Origin of the sequence: Marinobacterium sp. BA1, assembly GCF_041155135.1 — a bacterium.
GTDB lineage: Bacteria > Pseudomonadota > Gammaproteobacteria > Pseudomonadales > Balneatricaceae > Marinobacterium > Marinobacterium iners.
Map to the genome: position 1 here is coordinate 222,502 of NZ_BAAFHC010000002.1, position 18,967 is coordinate 241,468.

The 18,967-nt window shown below is 51.3% G+C and carries 25 protein-coding genes; 23 read left to right on the forward strand and 2 right to left on the reverse strand.

All coding sequences use genetic code 11. The annotated features are described in order from the left end of the window. Positions 1-2: 2 nt before the first annotated feature. The 19 genes from ACAM29_RS20385 to ACAM29_RS20475 all read left to right on the forward strand — a co-directional run bounded on the left by ACAM29_RS20385 (position 3) and on the right by ACAM29_RS20475 (position 11,470). Positions 3-971 (forward strand): TAXI family TRAP transporter solute-binding subunit, encoded by a 969-nt coding sequence (locus ACAM29_RS20385; RefSeq protein ID WP_369625414.1) that lies wholly within the window; start codon positions 3-5, stop codon positions 969-971. A 165-nt stretch (positions 972-1,136) separates the two neighbouring features. Further along, positions 1,137-1,481 (forward strand): hypothetical protein, encoded by a 345-nt coding sequence (locus tag ACAM29_RS20390; RefSeq protein WP_369625415.1) that lies wholly within the window; start codon positions 1,137-1,139, stop codon positions 1,479-1,481. After that, complete coding sequence (locus tag ACAM29_RS20395) at positions 1,459-1,800, forward strand: ASCH domain-containing protein (protein WP_369625416.1); 342 nt, start codon at positions 1,459-1,461, stop codon at positions 1,798-1,800. Before ACAM29_RS20390 ends, ACAM29_RS20395 begins: the two co-directional genes overlap by 23 nt. A gap of 37 nt (positions 1,801-1,837) precedes the next feature. After that, entirely contained in the window at positions 1,838-2,095 is a 258-nt protein-coding gene (locus ACAM29_RS20400; protein ID WP_369625417.1) for a hypothetical protein, read from the forward strand. Positions 2,096-2,196: 101 nt separating this feature from the next. After that, positions 2,197-2,910, forward strand: a complete 714-nt coding sequence (locus ACAM29_RS20405) for a hypothetical protein (RefSeq protein ID WP_369625418.1) — start codon at positions 2,197-2,199, stop codon at positions 2,908-2,910. 21 nt (positions 2,911-2,931) lie between these two features. After that, positions 2,932-3,270 (forward strand): hypothetical protein, encoded by a 339-nt coding sequence (locus tag ACAM29_RS20410; RefSeq protein ID WP_369625419.1) that lies wholly within the window; start codon positions 2,932-2,934, stop codon positions 3,268-3,270. Between the two features lie 13 nt (positions 3,271-3,283). Continuing rightward, the gene (locus ACAM29_RS20415) at positions 3,284-3,517 is read left to right on the forward strand and encodes a hypothetical protein (protein WP_369625420.1); all 234 of its coding nucleotides are present in this window, start codon (positions 3,284-3,286) and stop codon (positions 3,515-3,517) included. A 30-nt stretch (positions 3,518-3,547) separates the two neighbouring features. Then, the gene (locus tag ACAM29_RS20420; RefSeq protein WP_369625421.1) at positions 3,548-3,856 is read left to right on the forward strand and encodes a hypothetical protein; all 309 of its coding nucleotides are present in this window, start codon (positions 3,548-3,550) and stop codon (positions 3,854-3,856) included. A 93-nt stretch (positions 3,857-3,949) separates the two neighbouring features. Beyond that, positions 3,950-4,228 carry a hypothetical protein gene (locus tag ACAM29_RS20425; protein WP_369625422.1) on the forward strand — a complete coding sequence of 93 codons (279 nt, stop codon included), beginning with the start codon at positions 3,950-3,952 and terminating at the stop codon, positions 4,226-4,228. Between the two features lie 339 nt (positions 4,229-4,567). Then, positions 4,568-4,951: a hypothetical protein gene (locus ACAM29_RS20430; protein WP_369625423.1), complete on the forward strand. Its 384-nt coding sequence runs from the start codon at positions 4,568-4,570 to the stop codon at positions 4,949-4,951. 325 nt (positions 4,952-5,276) lie between these two features. After that, positions 5,277-5,990: a hypothetical protein gene (locus tag ACAM29_RS20435; RefSeq protein ID WP_369625424.1), complete on the forward strand. Its 714-nt coding sequence runs from the start codon at positions 5,277-5,279 to the stop codon at positions 5,988-5,990. Positions 5,991-6,486: 496 nt separating this feature from the next. Then, positions 6,487-6,744 carry a hypothetical protein gene (locus ACAM29_RS20440; RefSeq protein WP_369625425.1) on the forward strand — a complete coding sequence of 86 codons (258 nt, stop codon included), beginning with the start codon at positions 6,487-6,489 and terminating at the stop codon, positions 6,742-6,744. Positions 6,745-6,999: 255 nt separating this feature from the next. Then, positions 7,000-7,404, forward strand: coding sequence for a hypothetical protein (locus ACAM29_RS20445; RefSeq protein WP_369625426.1), 405 nt, complete (start codon positions 7,000-7,002; stop codon positions 7,402-7,404). A 24-nt stretch (positions 7,405-7,428) separates the two neighbouring features. Further along, positions 7,429-7,647 carry a hypothetical protein gene (locus tag ACAM29_RS20450; RefSeq protein WP_369625427.1) on the forward strand — a complete coding sequence of 73 codons (219 nt, stop codon included), beginning with the start codon at positions 7,429-7,431 and terminating at the stop codon, positions 7,645-7,647. A 21-nt stretch (positions 7,648-7,668) separates the two neighbouring features. Continuing rightward, positions 7,669-7,932: a hypothetical protein gene (locus tag ACAM29_RS20455; RefSeq protein WP_369625428.1), complete on the forward strand. Its 264-nt coding sequence runs from the start codon at positions 7,669-7,671 to the stop codon at positions 7,930-7,932. A 536-nt stretch (positions 7,933-8,468) separates the two neighbouring features. Further along, on the forward strand, positions 8,469-8,855 hold the full coding sequence (locus ACAM29_RS20460) for a hypothetical protein (RefSeq protein ID WP_369625429.1): 387 nt from the start codon (positions 8,469-8,471) through the stop codon (positions 8,853-8,855). Positions 8,856-8,994: 139 nt separating this feature from the next. Continuing rightward, a complete protein-coding gene (locus ACAM29_RS20465) occupies positions 8,995-9,516 on the forward strand; it encodes a hypothetical protein (protein WP_369625430.1) in 522 nt (173 codons plus the stop codon). 105 nt (positions 9,517-9,621) lie between these two features. Next, on the forward strand, positions 9,622-10,278 hold the full coding sequence (locus ACAM29_RS20470; RefSeq protein ID WP_369625431.1) for a hypothetical protein: 657 nt from the start codon (positions 9,622-9,624) through the stop codon (positions 10,276-10,278). Positions 10,279-10,324: 46 nt separating this feature from the next. Then, on the forward strand, positions 10,325-11,470 hold the full coding sequence (locus tag ACAM29_RS20475; RefSeq protein WP_369625432.1) for a hypothetical protein: 1,146 nt from the start codon (positions 10,325-10,327) through the stop codon (positions 11,468-11,470). 50 nt (positions 11,471-11,520) lie between these two features. Here ACAM29_RS20475 and ACAM29_RS20480 read toward each other — a convergent pair whose 3' ends face one another. Beyond that, a complete protein-coding gene (locus ACAM29_RS20480) occupies positions 11,521-13,386 on the reverse strand; it encodes a diguanylate cyclase (RefSeq protein ID WP_369625433.1) in 1,866 nt (621 codons plus the stop codon). Between the two features lie 165 nt (positions 13,387-13,551). Here ACAM29_RS20480 and ACAM29_RS20485 point away from each other — a divergent pair, with 165 nt between their 5' ends. Genes ACAM29_RS20485 through ACAM29_RS20500 form a run of 4 tightly spaced genes read left to right on the forward strand, consistent with a single transcriptional unit; the run spans position 13,552 to position 16,968 of the window. Beyond that, positions 13,552-14,325 carry a hypothetical protein gene (locus ACAM29_RS20485; protein ID WP_369625434.1) on the forward strand — a complete coding sequence of 258 codons (774 nt, stop codon included), beginning with the start codon at positions 13,552-13,554 and terminating at the stop codon, positions 14,323-14,325. A 17-nt stretch (positions 14,326-14,342) separates the two neighbouring features. Then, on the forward strand, positions 14,343-15,218 hold the full coding sequence (locus tag ACAM29_RS20490) for a hypothetical protein (protein WP_369625435.1): 876 nt from the start codon (positions 14,343-14,345) through the stop codon (positions 15,216-15,218). An 11-nt stretch (positions 15,219-15,229) separates the two neighbouring features. Then, positions 15,230-15,997: a hypothetical protein gene (locus tag ACAM29_RS20495; protein ID WP_369625436.1), complete on the forward strand. Its 768-nt coding sequence runs from the start codon at positions 15,230-15,232 to the stop codon at positions 15,995-15,997. 11 nt (positions 15,998-16,008) lie between these two features. Continuing rightward, complete coding sequence (locus ACAM29_RS20500; protein ID WP_369625437.1) at positions 16,009-16,968, forward strand: hypothetical protein; 960 nt, start codon at positions 16,009-16,011, stop codon at positions 16,966-16,968. A gap of 8 nt (positions 16,969-16,976) precedes the next feature. Here ACAM29_RS20500 and ACAM29_RS20505 read toward each other — a convergent pair whose 3' ends face one another. Continuing rightward, positions 16,977-18,356, reverse strand: coding sequence for a replication initiation protein (locus ACAM29_RS20505; protein ID WP_369625438.1), 1,380 nt, complete (start codon positions 18,354-18,356; stop codon positions 16,977-16,979). Positions 18,357-18,967: the final 611 nt, after the last annotated feature.

Genomic DNA, 18,967 nt, shown 5'->3' on the forward strand with positions numbered 1-18,967 from the left:
TCATGTTTAAGGCTAAAATTGTTGCACTAACCCTGATGGCTATTGTGAGCACTGCTCACGCTACTGAAAGCATCGACTCAAAGCCCTTTAATGTCGGGACCGGCGGTCCTACTGGTAATTATAAGGGTATGGGCGATGACATCCAAACCTACTGTGGTGGGGCTGACGTCATGGGGGATAAAGAGTTTATAACCGCCATTACTTCCGGTTCAGTTGAAAACCTGATGGGCATTGGTTCCAAGCTATTTTCGGCTGCTGTAACCCAAGAAGATGTATTGCAGTACTTCGGCAAAACTCAGCCACGTAAATACAACCCGAATAACTTGAAGATCATCACTCCTCTTCACCTTGAAAGTGGGCATTTGCTGGTTCCAAAAAACTATAAACCCGGCTCTAATGATGATGGTATGTGGTCGAAAATTGCCTCGTGGACGGGCGGCGGAAGCGAAGCCCCTGAGACAGTTTCAATTGATATGCTGAAAGGGCAGACGATTGGCTCCTGGGGTGGATCGATTGTCAGTGGCAAAGCCATAAGCTACTTTTTGTCATTGGGGCTTGATGTAGTCGAAGTGCCTGAAGCCAAGCGCAATGACCCTCAAGTGCCTGTGTTGCTGGTGGGTGGCCACCCCTATGCGCCGGTTCAGCAGCTGTTGGATACTGGAAAATACGATCTCATACCTATTAATTTCAACGAATTACAAGATAAGGCTCCGTTTTACGTTGAATCTAAGGTCAACTATATCGTTGATGGCAAAGTCAAGACTGTGCCTACATTTGGAGTACGCGCCGTATTTGTTGGTAAGTCATTCCGTAAAGAAGAGCGCAATACCATCATGACCAATTTGGCGAAGTGTATTGATGAAAACCTTCCCGACCTGGCTGATGATCCCGACACAAACCCCAACTGGGAAAGTGTCTATCTCCTGAATGAGTCAGGTGAGCAGACCAACTGGAGTTATTTCAACCTCTAAGCCAATAAAAAGGTGGCATGCGCCACCTTTTTATTAAATAGTCTCTCCTTTCTACATGAAAAGATTTTTGTTGAGGCGCTTAAAGATATGATTTAACTACCGGAACGATGTTGAAATTCTAGATATGGTTCTTGATTTATATTTGATTTATTGAAGGAGTTATCCATGGCAGACCCAGGGAATGTAAGTACAACTTTATGTCGAAAAGCGCTGGATAAACATTTCAGTAATGTGAAACCGATAGAAAATGATGGTTGTCATACATATAGTGACAAAATTAAAGCTTTTATGGTGTATGGTGATTATGGTCAGGAGATTGGAATGATCTCCTATCTCGGTGAAGGGGAGTGGCGAATATATGTTGATAATTTCCCGGGCCAAAAACAGTATTTTTCAACGAACCTGCCTATCAGGTCTGTACAAGAGCTTGTTGCTGAAGTTGCTAGGACAGGCATGGTTCTCATTGAGTCTAAAAAGGAGACTATTCTTGGAACGAGCATTAATAGTTGATCATCCTTGGATTGAGCTACTGCTCTCTGGTGTCAAACCTTGGGAAATGCGTAGCCGCCATACCCATATCCGGGGACGGATCGGATTGATAGCAAAAGGCAGTGGAATGATTTTAGGCTCGATCGAACTAACTGACTCGTTGCCACTCCAGACGTACAGAGAGATGGTAGCGGCAACAGCAAAGCACCATATTCCTAATGAGCGCTTGAAAGAGCTCGAAAACTGGCGCTATCCATGGGTAATGGAAAGGCCGATACGCTTCGTTGAGCCACGTCCATACAAGCATCCGCGTGGTGCCGTTACCTGGGTCAAACTATAAGCACGGTTCAAGAATATTTGTAGAAGGTGTCAGACACATGAATAACTGGTTTACTACACAACAACCCCCGAACATGCCAGTGAATTGCTGGCGGCCAGATGTGCCTGTTTTGGTCGAATCAGAGGCGCATGGTGAGCTGATCGCCTGGCCGGTCCAGGGAGCGATCACAGAAGACGGAGTTAGCTTTGAGGCGGGCAAGCTTTCGTGGATCTGTTGTCAGGCTCTTCATGATCTCGATGGCCAAAAAATTGTGGATGTGAAACGTTGGCGACATATTTTCAGCCAACTGAACTGAAGACGAAGCGTGTTAACTCAGGTGATCGAAACACTTGCTTAGCTTCCCATTGGGAACTAAACTGAAGCAATATAACAAGTCACGGGAAGGACTGAAAAATCATGGCTGAACAACTCGATATCACCCAAAAGCCGCTGTCTGCACTGGAACTGGTACAGAAGCGCGAAGCGCTGAAGGCACAGATCGCGGCTGGTGAATGCAAGACTCGCATGCTCATATGGATGTTGGTAGCTCTAGCAGCCATTGTGCTCTTGACCGCCATCGCCGGTAACGCCCATTGGGGCTGGCTCTCGTGGGGTCAATTTGTTGCTGCTGTTGCGGGTGTTGCTGTTGGTGCAGTTGCTGCTGTAGTTGCTGCTGTAGTTGCTGCTGTAGTTGCTGCTGTAGTTGCTGCTGTAGTTGCTGCTGTTGGTGGGGTTACTGTTGGTGTTGGTGTTGGTGTTGCTGTTGCTTTTGATGTTGGTGGTGTTGCGGCTGCTTATGGTGTTGCTGGCGGCGTTGCGGGGATTATTGCTGTCGTCGCATGGCTTAGGAAGCAGGAAGATCGCATCAAGCCAGCGCGGATCGCGCTTGCAGCCCTTGCCAACGCTGATCGCGCAGTTTGCCTGGAGATTAAGGAGTGGCTAGAAGACGACACCATCCGTCAGTACCGGGACTGGGTGCAGGAAGAAGGTCGCGTGTTCACGCTGGGCGAGGTCGAAGCGATGCGAACATACTGGGATGCACGAGACAAGCGTCAGGCCGAAGCCAAGCGGGCGGCCGACATTGATGCCGCTTGCCGGGAAGTGTATATCGAGAATTTGGTTAATCAGTGATACCACGGAAAGGACCTAACTATGCCATTTCGATACGCTGCCCTAATTCTTTTTGGTGTGTTCATTGGAGGCCTTGCATGGCTCATGTGGCGACTGCCCGTTCAAATTATTGCGCCTGACATATATGAGACCTTTCTTGTTCCAGCCAGCGGCCATTGGGTTGCTTATTTTGGATGGTCTTGGTTCATGCTCGGCGGATATAAAACGGCTCTGATGATGGCTTGGGATCGCAATGAAGCTTATTTCAGTTCGGTGAAATACAAGCTGAAGTGCTGGCTGGTGGTGCCAATAGCTCCTTTTATATTCTTCCAGAAAACATGGTATCAGTTGCCACCGATTGAATACTTTTACAGCAAATAAAACGGAAAGGGATATGGCGATGGGAAAAAATGCGAAAAACTTTAGCGGGGTTCCTAAGTTTATCGAAGGCAATATAAAGCTGTGTTGGATTGCTGCTTTATTTGTTGAGTTCATTGGTGCTGTTTTGTTTTCGGCAGACCTTCAAGGGAAGATGCCAAACACCATGTGGCTAGGCATCTTGCTGTCGTGTGTGGGAGCGATATGTATTGGCACTGTATTAATGGCAATGTGGAACAAAGCTCAATAGCAACGGAAAGGGAACGGGAGCTTAGAGCCCATGGACTACTACAACTGGAAAACGATTGGTGCAGCTCCGGCGTGTCGGGCGGTTCGTGCTGGTGCCGAAACCTGGCCACTTCCGAGCGGTGGGTTTTACTCCGGGGGTCGAACCTACACTCACGGACTGCAAACGAAGCGCGGCGCCTGCTATGTGGTATGCCGGGAGGTCATGAAAGAGGTCGAAGCAACCAAGAACGACATGTTGGTTGAGCAGTCCTCATCCAATGGATGTTCCGACGAAATAGCTTTTAATTCTGATGGCTTAGACCTGATCGATAACAAAGCAGATCCCAGCCCGAGGATGTAACGCTGGATCGGGCCGGTCACCGGTCCACTTCCCCAGGGCCTGTCAGTAGGGTTCTGCGGAAGTGAAACGAAACCACGGAAAGGATGTTTAGAAATGCAAAGCAATACGTTGAATCCAATAGACGCAGGTGTGACCTCGGAAGTTGTATCAATGCTCTCGCTTGGGGCTGATGTACCTCTTACATCTGAGCAAACCGCTGAGGCTGAAGAGGTACTTGCAGCACTCCCAGAGGGGAAAACCATTAGGGACTTTGTGAAAGCTGCTGAGCAGATCCCGTCGCTCCGAAAATTGGCATTGGCCGTGGGGCGGTCATTTCTCGCGGATGGTGAATATGCCCGTCTGTATGATCGCGAATGTGGCGAACAAGTCTGATACAACGGAAAGGGTGAACAGAAATGAGATTGCACGATAACATTGCCCGATGGGTACTGATCCACCGGAGGTTCCGTCCCTGGACAGGGGACGACCTGCTTTATATTCACATCAAGCTTGCATATAGCCTCGCTTACAGTGGCGCTTTTCTGGTCTTGCTGGGTCTTGTGCTAGGGATTCCTGTTGAAATGGGGATTTGGCAACCTGCAACCCCTTCTTACAGGCCTATATTTCTTTCAATCTATGCGCTCCCTTTGTCGGCATTTCTAATTCAAAGCTTGCATGTGGTTGCTGACTATAGAGAGAAGCATCATTAAACAACGGAAAGGAGCTGAATTGATGAATGAACGAGTCACGCAGGCAGAGCGCAATCTCACATCAAAGCTCAACTACGGAGGCATTTTCGTAGACGATGCTCCTTGTAGCCAAGAAATTACGATGGCATATGAGATGGGTGATTTGGCGGATGAGGTTGGCCAAATGCGGGATCTTGCCGCTGCTTTCACAGAGTTAGCAGATGCCCTGGAAGGAAAAGCAGGTACGGACACAGAGCCAAACGCAGCAGTAGCTGCTATAGCCTTCGCGCTTGAAGAGGGATCTGCTGGTGGAATCGAGTTCCTGCGAGCGTGGAACGAAGGTGATTTCCAAGCGATCCGAGAGGAATGGCCAGAAGCACCTGAAGCGGTCTATATCGGCGCGGATCCGCTGTATCAGTCGCGTTAAACAAAACAACGGAGAGGACACTTATGAATAAGCTATCAGAATATGGCAACTATGTAGCTTCCTTGGCATTTGGTGTGATCCTGGTTGTTCTAATCAGGAATAACGAACCGCCCATCTATATGGTAATGATTACCTTCGTTTGGCTGGGGCCGCTGGTTCGAGTTGGATATTTGTCGAATCAACTCAAAGCACTTAAAAGTTCTATGGTGCAACCATACGGTAAGTAGCGGGAAGGATAACGGCCGGAAAAATCAGCTGATCGAAAGGCTTGCAACCGTTCCCAAAGGGAACTAAAGTAAAGCCACATCACAGGGAGGACATGACCATGGATACACCGTTCGACATCACTCAAAAGCCGCTGTCTGCAGCGGAGCTGGAACTGAGACGCAATGCACTGTCCGATCAGATCGCGGCAAGTAATCGCCGACTTCGCGTTCATGGATGGATACTGGCAGCTCTGGCCGCTGCTGTGCTGGCGGCCAGTATCGCCGGTAATGCCCACTGGGGTTGGCTCCCCTGGGTTTATTTTGCTGTTGTTGCTGTTGTTGCTGTTGATTTTTCAGTCGTTTCAGCAGTTCCAACCATTTCAAACGCTTTAGTCACTTTATCTGCCTTGATTGTTGTTGTTTGTGTTATTGGTGTTGTTGGTAGTGCTAGCGTTGCTGTTGATGATCTTGCAGCTCTTACTTTTGGTATTGTTAGTATTGTTAGTATTGTTGGTATTGCTACTGGTACCGCTGTGCGCAAATGGCTTAGCAAGCAGGAAGATCGCATCAAGCCAGCGCGGATCGCGCTGGCTGCCCTTTCGGACGCTGATCGCGCAGTTTGCCTGGAGATTAAGGAGTGGCTAGAAGACGACATCATCCGCCAATATAGGGACTGGGTGCAGGAAGAAGGTCGCGTGTTCACGCTGGGCGAGGTCGAAGCGATGCGAACATACTGGGATGCACGAGCCCTGCGCCAGGCCGAAGCCAAGCGCGCAGCCGACATTGATGTCGCCTGCCGGGAAGTGTATGTCGACAGCCTGATCAAGTCGTGAAACAACGGAAAGGAGGGGCATGGCGTGCCTAAGACACTCAGATGCATTGTCATGGCAACTTTTCTTTCTGGTTGCGATGCGAAAGAGGTTGGTCAGAGCCTAGCAGAGACGTACCAGCTACCAGCTCCCACCGTTTCGTCAATTCCAGATGGGCGAGGTCTAAACCTTGGTGATAGAGCAGGAACTGTAGTGGGTACAGATCGCTGTAACAATGGGTTCGGGGATTCTTACGCTTGCTGGTTATTTTCGCTTGAGCCTGGCACCAAAACGTGGATCACACTCTCGGATGGAACCAGAGAGCCCTGGAAAACAGTGGATGCTGGGGAAGGCCGGATTTACCTAGAGCGTCCAAACGGGTTTAGGGTGAGTGATAGACTGCCAATGAATGGGTTTGAGCAGGTCGAATAGATTCTACCTGGACCAGCTTGATGGAAACGATGGCACCAGCCCTAGCATGTAACGCTGGATCGGGCCGCTTACCGGCCAAGGAGTAAGCATGAATACTGCAGATTTTGAGGTGAGCCAGACGTATAGCATCAAGCTGAAGGACTGGACGGCCCCAACCGGCGAAGTTGTGCCAGGCGAAGTCAAGGTTCGCAAAATACTCCCTCCGATCAGCGCCCAAAATCGCCCTGTAGGTGCTAGTGATCTTGAAGTGCAGGAGTGGTCGAAGATGCTTCGGGTTTGGAACGCGGATCGAGGCGCAGCGCATTTGATTCATCCCGACAGCATCGCATCAGCGACTGAGTCTTAGGCGTATTAGCTGCTGTCTCATGGGGGCTAGTCAACCACTCGCAACTCTTTGGATTAGTACCGGCTGATGGGGAGGTAAAGGGTATCGCCCTGTCGATCATTTTTTATTATCTGTGTCTTGGCTGCTCGAAAAGCATTCTGGCTTAAAAAAGCATCGACCTAACCAGACCGGAAAGGGTAACGACCCAGAGCATGCTCAAGCTGTTCTGGGGTTGTTGAATCATATTGATAGCTACGAATAAACGGAAAGGAAGACATGGCTACTCTTGAAGATATTAACCCGTCAATGCCACTAGAATTGTGGCCGTACCAGCACGACCTTGACGCTGCAATTACTCAGCCCGTTGATGCTATAGAACCGATCATTTTACAGGGCGCCGATGTAGAAGCGTTCTTGCAGTGGGCGAAAACTGACTACTGGAAACCTCGTTTTGAAGAGGACTTGCAATGCATATCCCAGGATTCAGAAGGTCGCAATCTCCTAACGACCTGGATGCCCTTGGTGACTTTCCGTGAGAGATTTTGTTCTGGCGGTCGCCAACTTCAAAGCTCGGAAATTCAGGTGCTTATGGAACGTATTCGGGCGCAATCAAGAAATTGGCGATCCTTAGAAGTGGATACCGTTGATATAAGCGGACATCTAATCACCTCAGGTCAATAACGAAACCACGAAAAGGAGATGGGAATGGCTTCATACACGACAGGTCGGCACAAGTTCGCAAGAGGGCCGGTTACAGATGAGATCAAGGTAAAACTGCTTCAGATGATCAAAGCGTCTTCCGGCAAAGAAGAATTGCTTGCTGAAGACATCATTGAAACGATTGCTGTTGCACGTAACGACCCTGAAGGTTTCAGGGCTGCAAACCGGTTGTTGGAACAGCTTCAAGCGGCCTACCGCGATTAACACGGAAAGGGGTGACAAAGAATGGAAACCATCCTGTTGAATACTGCACTACTGATTTATTTCCTCTTGCTACTTTGGTTCGCCAGGCAAAAAGGCCTGCACATTCTTCATGCCGGAATCGCTGTATTAAGTGTTCCTGTTGCTGTTTGGTTAGGGTTTAAAGGTGATCAATTCTCCATGTGGCTTGTATTGGCTATGGGAGCAGGGGGAGTAGCTTTGGCGCTCGAAGGGCCAATGAAGCGCCGTAAGAAATACCAAGCCGAAGCCGCGTGCTTTGACGAATAACGAAACCACGTAAAGGATAAAAGGTTTATGAATCGCGTTCATATAATGGCTACTCGCTGGCGAAGCCTAAATCGAGGTCAAAAGCGCTTCGTGTGGTTGGCCAGCATAACGATTGGGCCTCTTTTTCTATTAGCGGGTGCTGTAGGGTTGTGGCTTCCCTATTTCTTGAGTGGCGAACAATGGGTGTCGCCTGTCGATTTAAAGCTGCTTCTTGTCGCTCAGTTTTCAATAACAAACATCTCTTTTTTATTTTTGATCCTGAAATCACGACAGGTAAACGGTTAACCAAAACAACGGAAAGGATGAAACTTGGAGCGTACAAAGTATGAAAGCGATTATCTATGGGGTTGCAACGCTGATCCTCGCCTACGCCTGTAAGCAAGATTTCGCCTGTTGGTCAAGCAGAGCTTCGCTGGGTTTACACGCAGCCCGAATAAAGCAAGAGCAAGCGTCCAAACGGGTTTAGGGTGAGTGTTAGACTTCCAATGAATGGGTTTTGAGCAGGTCGAATAAAACGGAAAGTAAGGACGAGAAAAATGGGCAAGATTGTACTGATAGGGGTGTTCGTCTTGATGCTCGCATCGAGTGTCCTGGGGTATTTCAGTAACCAGCGTGAACAGGATCTGCAGGTATTGAGAAATGCGCAACAATCGCAGCTGCTGGTCAAGTTGGAATCGGTCAATTTGCCGGTGGCATCTCAGCTAGTTGAGGATTGGCAACACCATTATCCGAATCCAAGCGATAAGCAGATCGCAGAGTTGAGAATTATACTCCAGAGAGTTCAGAGCGACCCTGCAGAAGCAGAGAAGTACACTGTTGAATACAAGCAAAAATCTTTTAATGAATCGGCATTAGCAGGGGCTACAACAGCTGTATCCTTGTTTGGATTAGATAGCACACCCAAGTTTAAACCTGGGTTGTGATGAAAAAGAGGCTTAGAGGGCGAGGTCTACGTCGATAATTTGATCAACCAGTGGAACAACGGCAAAGAATGGGACCTGGGATACTTTCATTTTCTATGCCTGCCCCACAGGCAAAAATCTCTGAGATAAGGACGATATTATGCACCTGCAGCGGACATCCGAATCTGAAATCGACACGTGCACCCTGTCAGTAATGCTGGATTATCTGTGCCGTGATCACAGCACCATACGCATCCACCGGCCTCCGTCACCTCGGGACTGGCATGCCGCGTTCAGCAAAGGGAATATCCAGCTGCCGGCTGGCAGTTTTCTTGAAGTTAGTCCGTTGTTCTATAACAACGCACAAGACTATCTCGCCAGCATCGATGCCTGGTCATGCTATGAAAGCTGCTTTCAGTGCGAAATTATGGGTTCTGGGCCTGAAGGGGTGGCGCTTAAGGTGCGTCTGATGAATGGCGGCATGCTGGATGGGCGACCGACGTCCCTGCGTTGGCGTGCCGAGTTCATCGCTGATCGCGATTGGGTGTTTGCGCACTTTCACCGGTCTATTAACCATCGCTTCGAGCGCGAGCTGGAGCATGAGTACGACCAACACCTGGAGCGGCAGCGGCGCCAATGGATTGAAGAGCGCAGGGCGCATATACTGCCAAATCAGGTGTGAGCTCGCCGGGGTTTCCGGTCTAAGCACCCTGCATCCCTTTGCGCATTATTCTATTTATGGTTAAACTGGTTAAACATAACCATCGGAATCCTGGTAGAATTGCGCATGACCCAGACGATACCACCGAAAGTCCAAGCCTTGCTTGAAGTAATGGCGCAAAAAGACGCTTCACACGAGGCGATCTTCAATGCCTACACCAAGGCACGCCAAGTATGCACATCGCCTGATGAGCGGGCGTCGCTCAAAGAAAACTTCCAGATGTTCGCCTTTTTCTTCGATGACTCTCCTTACCGACCGCTGGCGCGGCTTGCTGAGCGTGCTGTGCGTGAAGCCACGGGTAAGGACTTCATGGAAGATGTGTTGCGTAAAGCGAGCGGTGACCTTTCAGGTGTTGAATTGATGAACCGAGGAAGCGACCGGTTTGCGGTGTTCCTCCCGGACGCAACAGAACCTGGCCGGCTGCGCTGCTCATACTTCGACGAGCACGGTTTCTATGGTCACACCACCCGCGACACCTATCAGGAGCTTTTGAAAGAGGCCTGGACGGATGGCTTTCGCGTTGAAACCAGCGGCCAACTGGATCGTCTGGCGTGTACGGATGCCTTCGTTGCGGGGAACGAGTTCACCACAAAAGTGATGCGCGTGAACGCCGGTGAATCGTGGAATTCCGTTTTCTCCGATAGTATCACTGACAATGCGCGTGAGCATGACCCCTTGGCACCCGGTTCCAGACCGAGCCTGGGGCAGTCGCTGGATGTTTAAAAAGCTGCTGGCTGTTAGGTAGCCCAATCTGCTAAGGAGCACACCCATGTCTTCACTCGCGTTTAACTTCGATTTCCCAGAGGGCCGTAAAGCGCCGTTGTATTGTCAGTTTGAAGGGGAGTTGGGTCCGCAGCCAGCCTTCATAACGCTTAACCCAGACACGCGTGAGGTGTCAGCGGACTACACTTCCGAGCTCGGGACAGGGATTCCGATGACAGTCTGGCACAACCTTGAGCTGCGCTTTCCTGTTTTGGCCTCGGTTTCGGGTGAGGCACTGGTCGATTTTTGCCGGGAGCAGACTGAGTTGTTCGGTCGAATCTGCGATGGCTTTGAGTCGGTTTGGGATGGCAGTAACTATGTAGGTCGTTACACGGAAGATGCCGTTAATGCTCAGGATGACCTGACATGCGCAATCAAGAGAGAGTTGGACGATGCGCTTATTTCGGTCAGTCGGGTAGGGGTTTACCTGAGGGAGTCAGACGAGGGTATTGAGACAGAATGGCCGCCCGAGCTCACGTTGGAGCAAGCTGCGAAACGTTTATATGAAGAGGTTGTTGCATCACTGGATTCAGACTGGGAGTTGTACGGTGACCAGGATGATGTAGAGCAGTATCTGCTGGAATTCATGGATACCATGCGAGGTGAAATACCTCAGGCATACAAGCCGGTTTTGGTGGCACTAGGCGATCCGGCGTTCGATGAAGACGATTTCGAGGCGATGACCGGCATTGCGTATTACATATTCAAGTTACCACAGGGTTCCATGAGCGCTGACGCGTTTGATGAAGCAGTTTCCAACTGTAATTATCACGTCCGCCACCCCTTGATTGAAGAGACTGAAATCTCAGAAGTCGTGTATCCGTATGTATTGGTCAAGGCGCTTCTGCAATGTGATCAAAACGAGTATGGCGTTCAAGCGATTGGGGCTGAACTGGAATACAGTTTTGATGAACTGGAGGGGCCTCAAACCGAACTGGTTGCCAATCTGTTCGAGTACGAAAGCTTGGATGATCCAATCGACCCGCTTGCCATCCTCGAGGAAGGGGAGCTTACTGGGGCCCGCGAGGTTGCTCTTCAGGTTATGCGAGGCGTGGCCGAGTGTGATACTCAAGAAAGTACTCAAACGTCCTCGAATGATCCGCTGGCAGCCTCAACTACCTCTTTTGATACCACTCCAGTGCTTGGCACCTAACACGAACCTCCACCCGCTCATTTAACTGTGCGCGGGTGGAGGCAGTACGCTCAATAGCTCTCCGTTCCGCTCCACATGTCTTCCTGAAACTCTACGACCCGGTTGCGGCCGCCATCTTTGGCGGAGTAGAGCGCCACATCAGCAAACTTCAGTGTCTGCCAGAACGCTTCCCCATCCCGTGGGAACTCGGCTACGCCGGCGGATATGGTTTTCGTGAGCGTTCCGCCACTGGTCTTGAACGTATGGGCTTCAACTGAAGCTCGGATTTTTTCTGCCACCTGTGCAGCGGCTTCGCGGGTTGCATCCAGCAGTACCAGCAGGAACTCTTCACCGCCGTAACGAATGACAAAGTCGGACGTGCGAACAGAGGATTTCAGGATTTTGGCCAGATCCTTCAATACCTGATCGCCAACGTCATGACCGTAGGTGTCGTTCACCTGTTTGAAGTAGTCGAGATCCAGCATGACAAGGCTCATTGGTGCATTCCGGCGCTGCATCTGTGCAACCAGGCTCTCTGAGTACTCCTCAAGGAAACGACGATTGTGTAGGCCTGTCATACCGCAACGCAGGCTATTCTCGCGCAGATCGGCCATCAGCTGCTTGGCCTGCAGTACCGGTGAGGCCTCGCGCAGATAGGACTCAATAAGAGGTCTTTCCGATGCCAGAGCAGGAATACCGTGTGCATCCGTGAGTAATTGAACCACCGCACCCGAGCCTCCGGTTTGAAGTACGGGTAGGCACAGATAATGCAGGCCCTGCTGGCGAAGTTCATCTGAAAAGCTTCGACATATTTGAGAATCCCGCAGCCCGTTCACGACACGGCCTGTGCGAACGGCACGGCAATGCTGTGCACATTCCGCAATATCACTGGTGCACCATGGCGCAGGCGCCTGAGGAACACCGTCAACCATGCTGGCAGAGATCTTGTTCTTGCCGGGCTGGATCTGATGGATCGCAATTTGTTTCGCGCTGAAATCGCTTCGCATCACGTCAGTCAAGCGCATGTGCACTTCATCGACATGTTCATCCTCCTCGATGGCCTGCTTGAAGCGGGAAACCTTGACCAGTCCCTGTACAGTCGTGGCGGTCTCCTGCAGCAGGTCCCCGCTGGATTCCGGAGGGGCTTTGACCAGCTCGGCAACGTTATCGCGAATTTCGTGCAAGCGCTGGCTGATGTTCGCTGAGAGACGATTGAATTGCTGTGCAATCTGACCGATTTCATCCTGCGTGCGCTGGGTGACTGTCTGGCTGAAGTCTCCCTCACTGGCTTTCTCAACGGCGTGTTCTATCTCATTTGCGGTGGTAACCAGGGGCTGCAGGACACGGTAAATCACCACGCACGCGAACCCACTGAACAGAACCAGGCTCAAAACCAGCAGGGCGGTTGTCATGAAGGCATCTTCTTTCATATGCGCGATTGAGGCGCGGAGTGTAACGGCGCCCAGCACTGTGCCTTCCTCGACTGCATGGCAAGCAAGACAGTTAACATCGCCGCTTGCCCGGGCAATATAGGGAATTGTAGCTCTGAACTCGGGATTGAATGCGCCACCCACCAGCGTGTAAACGGGTTTCCCTTGCAGCAGGACCTGCGTATCCAGGGCATCCTGTTCGCGCTCGGTGATATCGCCCGTTCCGAATTGTTCATTGACATGGTGACTGCGAACAACGCGAACCTCGTCAAGGCCTTGGACACTACCCAAACGTTCGAGCATTGAATGACGCTTATCTATGGTGCCATTCATCATGGCTTCGGTCAGGGATACCAGCACAATTTCTGCCGCGGTGCGTGTGTGTTCCTGCGCCGCTCGAATTGAGAACTCGCGAAACGAAGCAAGGCTTGTGAGCGTGATGGCGATTGCCATGCTGATCACGATGCCGATCGATGCAAAGAGCACTTTGTGTTGTAGTTTGCGCATTGGAGATCCCTCGCCTGTGGCGCGCGACGATAGATGCCGCGTTATCGATATAGGGTTATACAAAGTATTGTACAGTATCTCTTAACCCTGATGGGCAAGACTAGCCAAATGCAGGCAGGTGTACTAATATCCGGTTAAATCACATATCTTTAGCGGGAGCCCGATATGGCACAAGTACAATTGGTTGAAGTATGGATTGACGACCACCAGCATTTGCATTCAGCTGCTCTGTTTGTGGATGGCAATCTGGTCCAGGCGGCGAAGCCGGATATGATCACCGATTCTGTGGATGTAGAGCCGCTTAATGAAGCCGCCCATAATTTGGCCGCTTATCTAAAGGCCGAGCTTGCTAAGATGGAAGTAAATCTGTGCTCACCTGAATTCAACGCTTCAGAAGCACCTGACTACGTCGATGGACTGGTTGGTTTTAGTGCACAATTGGATGACGATTATTCTATACAGACTGTGAATACCGAACGCATCGATCGATACGTGCCAAAGCAGACGTTTGTTATTGAATTCAGCACCATCTCTGCCGACGGGGCCCTAAAAGAAGGCCGAACGTTTGAATGTGAGGCCAGCAGCGCGGAAGAGGCGCTGCAGCACCTATTCTCCGTAGTCGAGTCGGGTCCTGCTTCTGAAACCGTTTTGACCCTGTCCTTCAAGCAGGGCCCCGCGCCTGAGCATGTGGCCATCCGTGACGGTGAGCTGGACGCTTTGCGGCTGATCCCATCGGAAGACCTTGGCGATCAGGTATATCTTCGTGTGGGCAATGTTGATGTGAAAGTCCAACAGACGGACGAGGGGGTGGTGGTGGATCTCTTCGATCGACATGGCACCTTGGAGCCGCTGGCGTCCACCTATCTGCATTTCACTGAAGCGCTGCCTGAAGATGACCTTCTCAGCGAGAATAGTGTTTCACCGTTACCGTCCATGTGATATCGGGAGCCAGCGTGATGCTTGATCTAAAAGACCCTGCAACTGCCTATGAGTTTGCCCTGCGTGACATGCGTGATGCAGCGCTACCTGCGAGCGACCCTCGCTGGCGGCTGCAGAATGATCGTGGCGAAGCGCTGGCATTTGCGGCCGCTAGTGAAGGGTTGCTACCCGATGACTTCGCCTTTGAGGACTGGCGTATCCGAAGTGCTAGAGGCTGGTCAGTCGCCCATGAGGCGGCCTCAACGGGGCGGCCCCTACCCGAGAACTTTACGCAATGGAACCTGGTGACCGATCTGGGCGTATCCGTTGCTGACGTGGCGTTCGAGATGGGAACATTGGCGTATCCGGAGATGAAGACGCACGTCCTGGGCCAAAAGGGCGGTAGTTCTTATCTATGGCAACGACTCGCCACTGAAGTGTCCCTCGTTTTAGCTGAAGGCCGCTGGCCCAAAGGGCTGGAAGAGGACATGGATACCCTGCGTGATGTCACGGGTAACCCTATCGTGTTTGTAGCGGCTGAAATGGACTGCTTGCCTGAAGGTTTTGACCAGTGGGAAATTCAGGGGAACCATGGCCGTACCGTTGCCCATGCCTTTGTTGACAACCAATTTAAGCTTCCACGATGCTGCGACACTGATCGTTCAATTGAAGTATGGACGTTAAGGGATGATCAGGGCGTTACGCCACTGCACCTGATGGCGCTTCAATATTTATCTGAGGAGCAGTATCAGTCACTGTCTAATCACCTGTTAGCTATAGCGGATGATGAGGGGGTGTCTGTGGAAGAGATGTACAATAACCCCGAGTTGTATTCTGAGCGCGTATTGTTCGGACATACCGATAGTGATCCGCTATCTGATGTTGCCACTGAGTACACACCTTCTCCGATGTGAATGAGGTTTCCATGTCTGCACCACGAATTCATACCCGCAAAGCCGATAATGATGAGCATGATCATATCCTCCGTGCGATGAATGCCTGCGCGCGAAGCTACCAGGATTTCAATAACTTCTGGTTTGATGACGAACTGGTATCATCTGAAGGGTGTCGCGTTGAGCTCTATGTTCCAGTTGGCACTACCAAGGATGCTATCAATGGAGCTTATCGTGAGGCCCGCGGCTCACGTGATGTGGTGGCGTTTACAGTTGTTGAGTGCCCTGATGAGTGGTTCAAAGAAGTGACACTGCCGAAGCCGCGTACGATCCGTGAAATGTTGTGGGAAGGCGAAAGGCCGTCAAGGCTCATCAAGCAGGTCGCGCGTATCCAGGATGATCAGGAGCGAGCGGATGCGATCGATATGATTCTGGAAGCCTATCTGGATAGTGGGGAGCAACGCGCCTACATGGCCTATGAAATGGCCGCCCGGGATGTTGTCCCCGATGCGTGTATGGGGCACGTGCGCAATATCGTGCTCATGTCGGAGGCCAGCGCTTACTGGGATGGTGCAGAACTCTGGAATGAGCATATCGAGCCCAATCTGAGCAAGTGGCAGCTCACAAATGGTGAAGAACCGATTGGTGCACCCTTCTACAGCCTGTCAGAAGCCCAAACGGTCTTAGCTCAAGCGACTGAATCGGGCGTTGGGGCCACCGCTATCGAAGAGATTCCCGCGTCCAGCAAAGACCCCTTGGCACACACGCCCGAGCCTACGTCGCACACCCTTCAGCATTGAGCGAGGCACACATGATGACGCATGTAAGCGATTTTGAACGCTCTATCGGGAGCATGATGCGTGACCTGAATGCTCTGGACGCCCATGCTTACTATCGTCGCTACGGGTGCACGCACCAAAAAGCGGTGGTCGACATCCTTCGTACTCGGGAGCTGGATTACCCCAGCGGGGAGCGGTGCCAGCAGATGCTGGCTGAGGTCATGAGTCGCCCAATAGAAGAGTCAGGGCACCTCGATCTGGTGCCCTTGTTGCACCTCTCGCGTTCACATGAGCACAGCGCGATCCGTTCGTGGGTAGACCCGGAGTCAATCATGCGTCATGTCAGCAGGCATATTTTAGCCTCGGCCGGCGAAGGGGTTGCATTCACCCGACAACATGCGCTTCAGGCATACACGTTGTTTGAGGCCTGCACCAAGCATCCGGCAGCAGGGGCATTGCTGGTGTGGTACCCAGAGGCTTGGGACTGTCCTGGGCATCATCCTCTGGCGATACTCGATAAGGCCTGCTGGGACACTGGCAGTGCCTACCTTATGCAGCGTGTGCTGAAAAACGGCGAAGCTATACTGGACTCAACGCGGCAGTACATAACATCCCAGCTCCACCGACACTTCAAGCGCCACCTCATTGAACAGCCATCGGAACTCTTGGGGTTGGGCCTCTCGCAGGTTGAGTGCGTCGACTACAGTGCGGGGATTTCAACGGTCGTGGGTAGGTACCTGAGTGATGCTGGTTGTGAGTTCAAAGTGTCTATGGACATCGACTGGCGTGCAGGGCAAATTAGCCCTTCGGCCGGTTCCGCCGGGATGTCGCAGGCGGAGAAAGATTACGCAGAAGTGCTTCTCCAGGGTGCGGTTGGACAAGTCGTTGCGGCGTCAGGTGTGAGGGTAATTGCAGCATATACAGCAGACACTGAGCCGGACATGCTTTCCCAGCAAGACCAATGCTCACATGCAAGCGAATTACGCGGCTAGAGTGTTATTTACGCCCAGTCTTCATCGCCGCTCAGAATAGCTTCGGTTATAATCCGGCGCTGTTCAGCCTTGCTCATGCGTTTCTCGGCTTCGACCTTCTGAGCGCGTTCACGCGCCCGCATGTAGGCCTTGAACAAGCCATCTATGACCTCCGATTCAAAGCCGATCTCAAGAAACTCATCTCGCGTCAGATCATCAAGTGTGGACCAGATCATGGTTAACTGATCTTTGATGAACGCCTTGTGGTTGGGAGCCGGGAAGCGACCATCTGTCAGTGCAGCCACACCTGCGTAATCCTCAAGGATGGCTTTTCTCAGCCATGGGCGGCCCCGGTCGATCTGCGTACCGTCTCGTAGCTTTTCTTGGTAGTAGTGTACGTTACGGATCAGACGGGCAGTACTGAACTGATCACGCAGCTCTTCCTGTGCTTTCTTTGGGAATGTTTTTACGAACAGGGTCTCCCAATCATATTCAATCAGGTCCTGGCTGACTTCACCCAGCAATTCTGCTGGTGCATGTGCAAGCAGGTAAAACCGGATAGTTTTGACGGGGCTTTTAGGCCCCTTGCGATCGGGCGTGGTGTAGGTAAAGGCGAGGTCGCTTTCCATTAACTCGTTACGCGCTTTGTCCAGCACTCCGGCACAAAACTTGTTGAAGTGCCGATAGGAACTGTCCTTGATGCCGAGCATCTTGCGAAGCTCGATGTAATCGATGTCCTTAATAGCCTTTTTGACGCCTTTTTTGACGTCGTTAAGGGATAAGGCGCTGCGGAATATACTGTACAGACGGATCGAGTATTTACCGCCCATATCCCTGACGCGCTGAAGCTGGTAGTAGGTGTAGTTACCACGAAGCTTCGCGATATAAGCATGAATTCGCTGATGAAAAACAAAGGTCAGGATACGAGATTCATGGTTATTGGGCGCCCGATCAAACAACTTGATGTAGGTCCACGAGCTGCCCTCAACCGGTTTCTTAATCTTGCGAGGTGCACGGCCTTCGCGTGCTGCCTGGATTTGTTCAGCTCTTACAGCAGCCTCCCAGTCTTCTTGGATGTAGGGCACCTTAAGGTCGATCCCCATAAGCTCGCTGACGATACTGTCCATGCACTCATTGAGTGTCTGCCGCGAAATGCCCAGTAAGCGCGCCATTTCAGCCTGGGAGAGGTTAACAGGGTGGACCTCATCCGCAAACGGATCAATCAGTGTGAGGATGGCATCCAGTACCTTGTGCGCCATGGCAGAGAGGTCGTAATGCCCATGAACCAGCTCATTGCGCTTGTACACCAAAGGTTCGCTTGGGGCGGATGAGTCTTCAAGCACCAGAAGATCCATTTGTTCCGGTGTAAAAAACTGTTCTTTGTCAGGAATTGGGGTGGTTGTGTCCATGACGCATCATCCGTTTTGTCAGGGTTCAAGTCGCTTTTGAAGGATAATAGTGCGTCTCGTGCCCAAATTCCATGGTTATGTCAGGATTCAGGGCGCTTTAAGCGTTAACATACTTACTTACTGTATTGTTATTGAAGTTGTTATTGTATTGGGCCGCTCCTAACGCGTTGATAGTTAATGAAAACCGCAGAAAGATACGCCCTGATGCCTGACAACTTGCACCTGAGTCCCTGACGCTATCCGCCCTGAACCCTGACGACTAGCACCCAAATCCCTGACAATATCCGCCCTGATTCCTGACAGGATGCTTTGCTATATGTCAGATGCGCCCTAATTCCTGACAAGCACGCGGGGTTTGACCTGTTTTTTCGTGCTCGCAGGCGAGAAAAACGCCATAAGCGACCAGAATCCTGACAAAGAATGAAATCCCGGCCGCTGAGGTAGCCTGCATATACCGAATTGTCAGGGTTCAGGGCGTAACCGCCGATGAAACCGCTCCAAACCCTGACAGCGGAGCCCCTGATTATCCTTTTGCTACCCGTTTTGTGGGTAGAACCACCCATATTGTCAGGAATTAGGTCGCTTATGACCCAGCGTGCGCCCAGATTCCT

Bases quoted from the DNA above. Each gene is read 5' to 3' on its own strand.
- ACAM29_RS20385 (WP_369625414.1), top strand. From the start codon at position 3: ATGTTTAAGGCTAAAATTGTTGCACTAACCCTGATGGCTATTGTGAGC.
- ACAM29_RS20390 (WP_369625415.1), top strand. From the start codon at position 1,137: ATGGCAGACCCAGGGAATGTAAGTACAACTTTATGTCGAAAAGCGCTG.
- ACAM29_RS20400 (WP_369625417.1), top strand. From the start codon at position 1,838: ATGAATAACTGGTTTACTACACAACAACCCCCGAACATGCCAGTGAAT.
- ACAM29_RS20405 (WP_369625418.1), top strand. From the start codon at position 2,197: ATGGCTGAACAACTCGATATCACCCAAAAGCCGCTGTCTGCACTGGAA.
- ACAM29_RS20410 (WP_369625419.1), top strand. From the start codon at position 2,932: ATGCCATTTCGATACGCTGCCCTAATTCTTTTTGGTGTGTTCATTGGA.
- ACAM29_RS20415 (WP_369625420.1), top strand. From the start codon at position 3,284: ATGGCGATGGGAAAAAATGCGAAAAACTTTAGCGGGGTTCCTAAGTTT.
- ACAM29_RS20420 (WP_369625421.1), top strand. From the start codon at position 3,548: ATGGACTACTACAACTGGAAAACGATTGGTGCAGCTCCGGCGTGTCGG.
- ACAM29_RS20425 (WP_369625422.1), top strand. From the start codon at position 3,950: ATGCAAAGCAATACGTTGAATCCAATAGACGCAGGTGTGACCTCGGAA.
- ACAM29_RS20430 (WP_369625423.1), top strand. From the start codon at position 4,568: ATGAATGAACGAGTCACGCAGGCAGAGCGCAATCTCACATCAAAGCTC.
- ACAM29_RS20435 (WP_369625424.1), top strand. From the start codon at position 5,277: ATGGATACACCGTTCGACATCACTCAAAAGCCGCTGTCTGCAGCGGAG.
- ACAM29_RS20440 (WP_369625425.1), top strand. From the start codon at position 6,487: ATGAATACTGCAGATTTTGAGGTGAGCCAGACGTATAGCATCAAGCTG.
- ACAM29_RS20445 (WP_369625426.1), top strand. From the start codon at position 7,000: ATGGCTACTCTTGAAGATATTAACCCGTCAATGCCACTAGAATTGTGG.
- ACAM29_RS20450 (WP_369625427.1), top strand. From the start codon at position 7,429: ATGGCTTCATACACGACAGGTCGGCACAAGTTCGCAAGAGGGCCGGTT.
- ACAM29_RS20455 (WP_369625428.1), top strand. From the start codon at position 7,669: ATGGAAACCATCCTGTTGAATACTGCACTACTGATTTATTTCCTCTTG.
- ACAM29_RS20460 (WP_369625429.1), top strand. From the start codon at position 8,469: ATGGGCAAGATTGTACTGATAGGGGTGTTCGTCTTGATGCTCGCATCG.
- ACAM29_RS20465 (WP_369625430.1), top strand. From the start codon at position 8,995: ATGCACCTGCAGCGGACATCCGAATCTGAAATCGACACGTGCACCCTG.
- ACAM29_RS20470 (WP_369625431.1), top strand. From the start codon at position 9,622: ATGACCCAGACGATACCACCGAAAGTCCAAGCCTTGCTTGAAGTAATG.
- ACAM29_RS20475 (WP_369625432.1), top strand. From the start codon at position 10,325: ATGTCTTCACTCGCGTTTAACTTCGATTTCCCAGAGGGCCGTAAAGCG.
- ACAM29_RS20480 (WP_369625433.1), bottom strand. From the start codon at position 13,386: ATGCGCAAACTACAACACAAAGTGCTCTTTGCATCGATCGGCATCGTG.
- ACAM29_RS20485 (WP_369625434.1), top strand. From the start codon at position 13,552: ATGGCACAAGTACAATTGGTTGAAGTATGGATTGACGACCACCAGCAT.
- ACAM29_RS20490 (WP_369625435.1), top strand. From the start codon at position 14,343: ATGCTTGATCTAAAAGACCCTGCAACTGCCTATGAGTTTGCCCTGCGT.
- ACAM29_RS20495 (WP_369625436.1), top strand. From the start codon at position 15,230: ATGTCTGCACCACGAATTCATACCCGCAAAGCCGATAATGATGAGCAT.
- ACAM29_RS20500 (WP_369625437.1), top strand. From the start codon at position 16,009: ATGATGACGCATGTAAGCGATTTTGAACGCTCTATCGGGAGCATGATG.
- ACAM29_RS20505 (WP_369625438.1), bottom strand. From the start codon at position 18,356: ATGGACACAACCACCCCAATTCCTGACAAAGAACAGTTTTTTACACCG.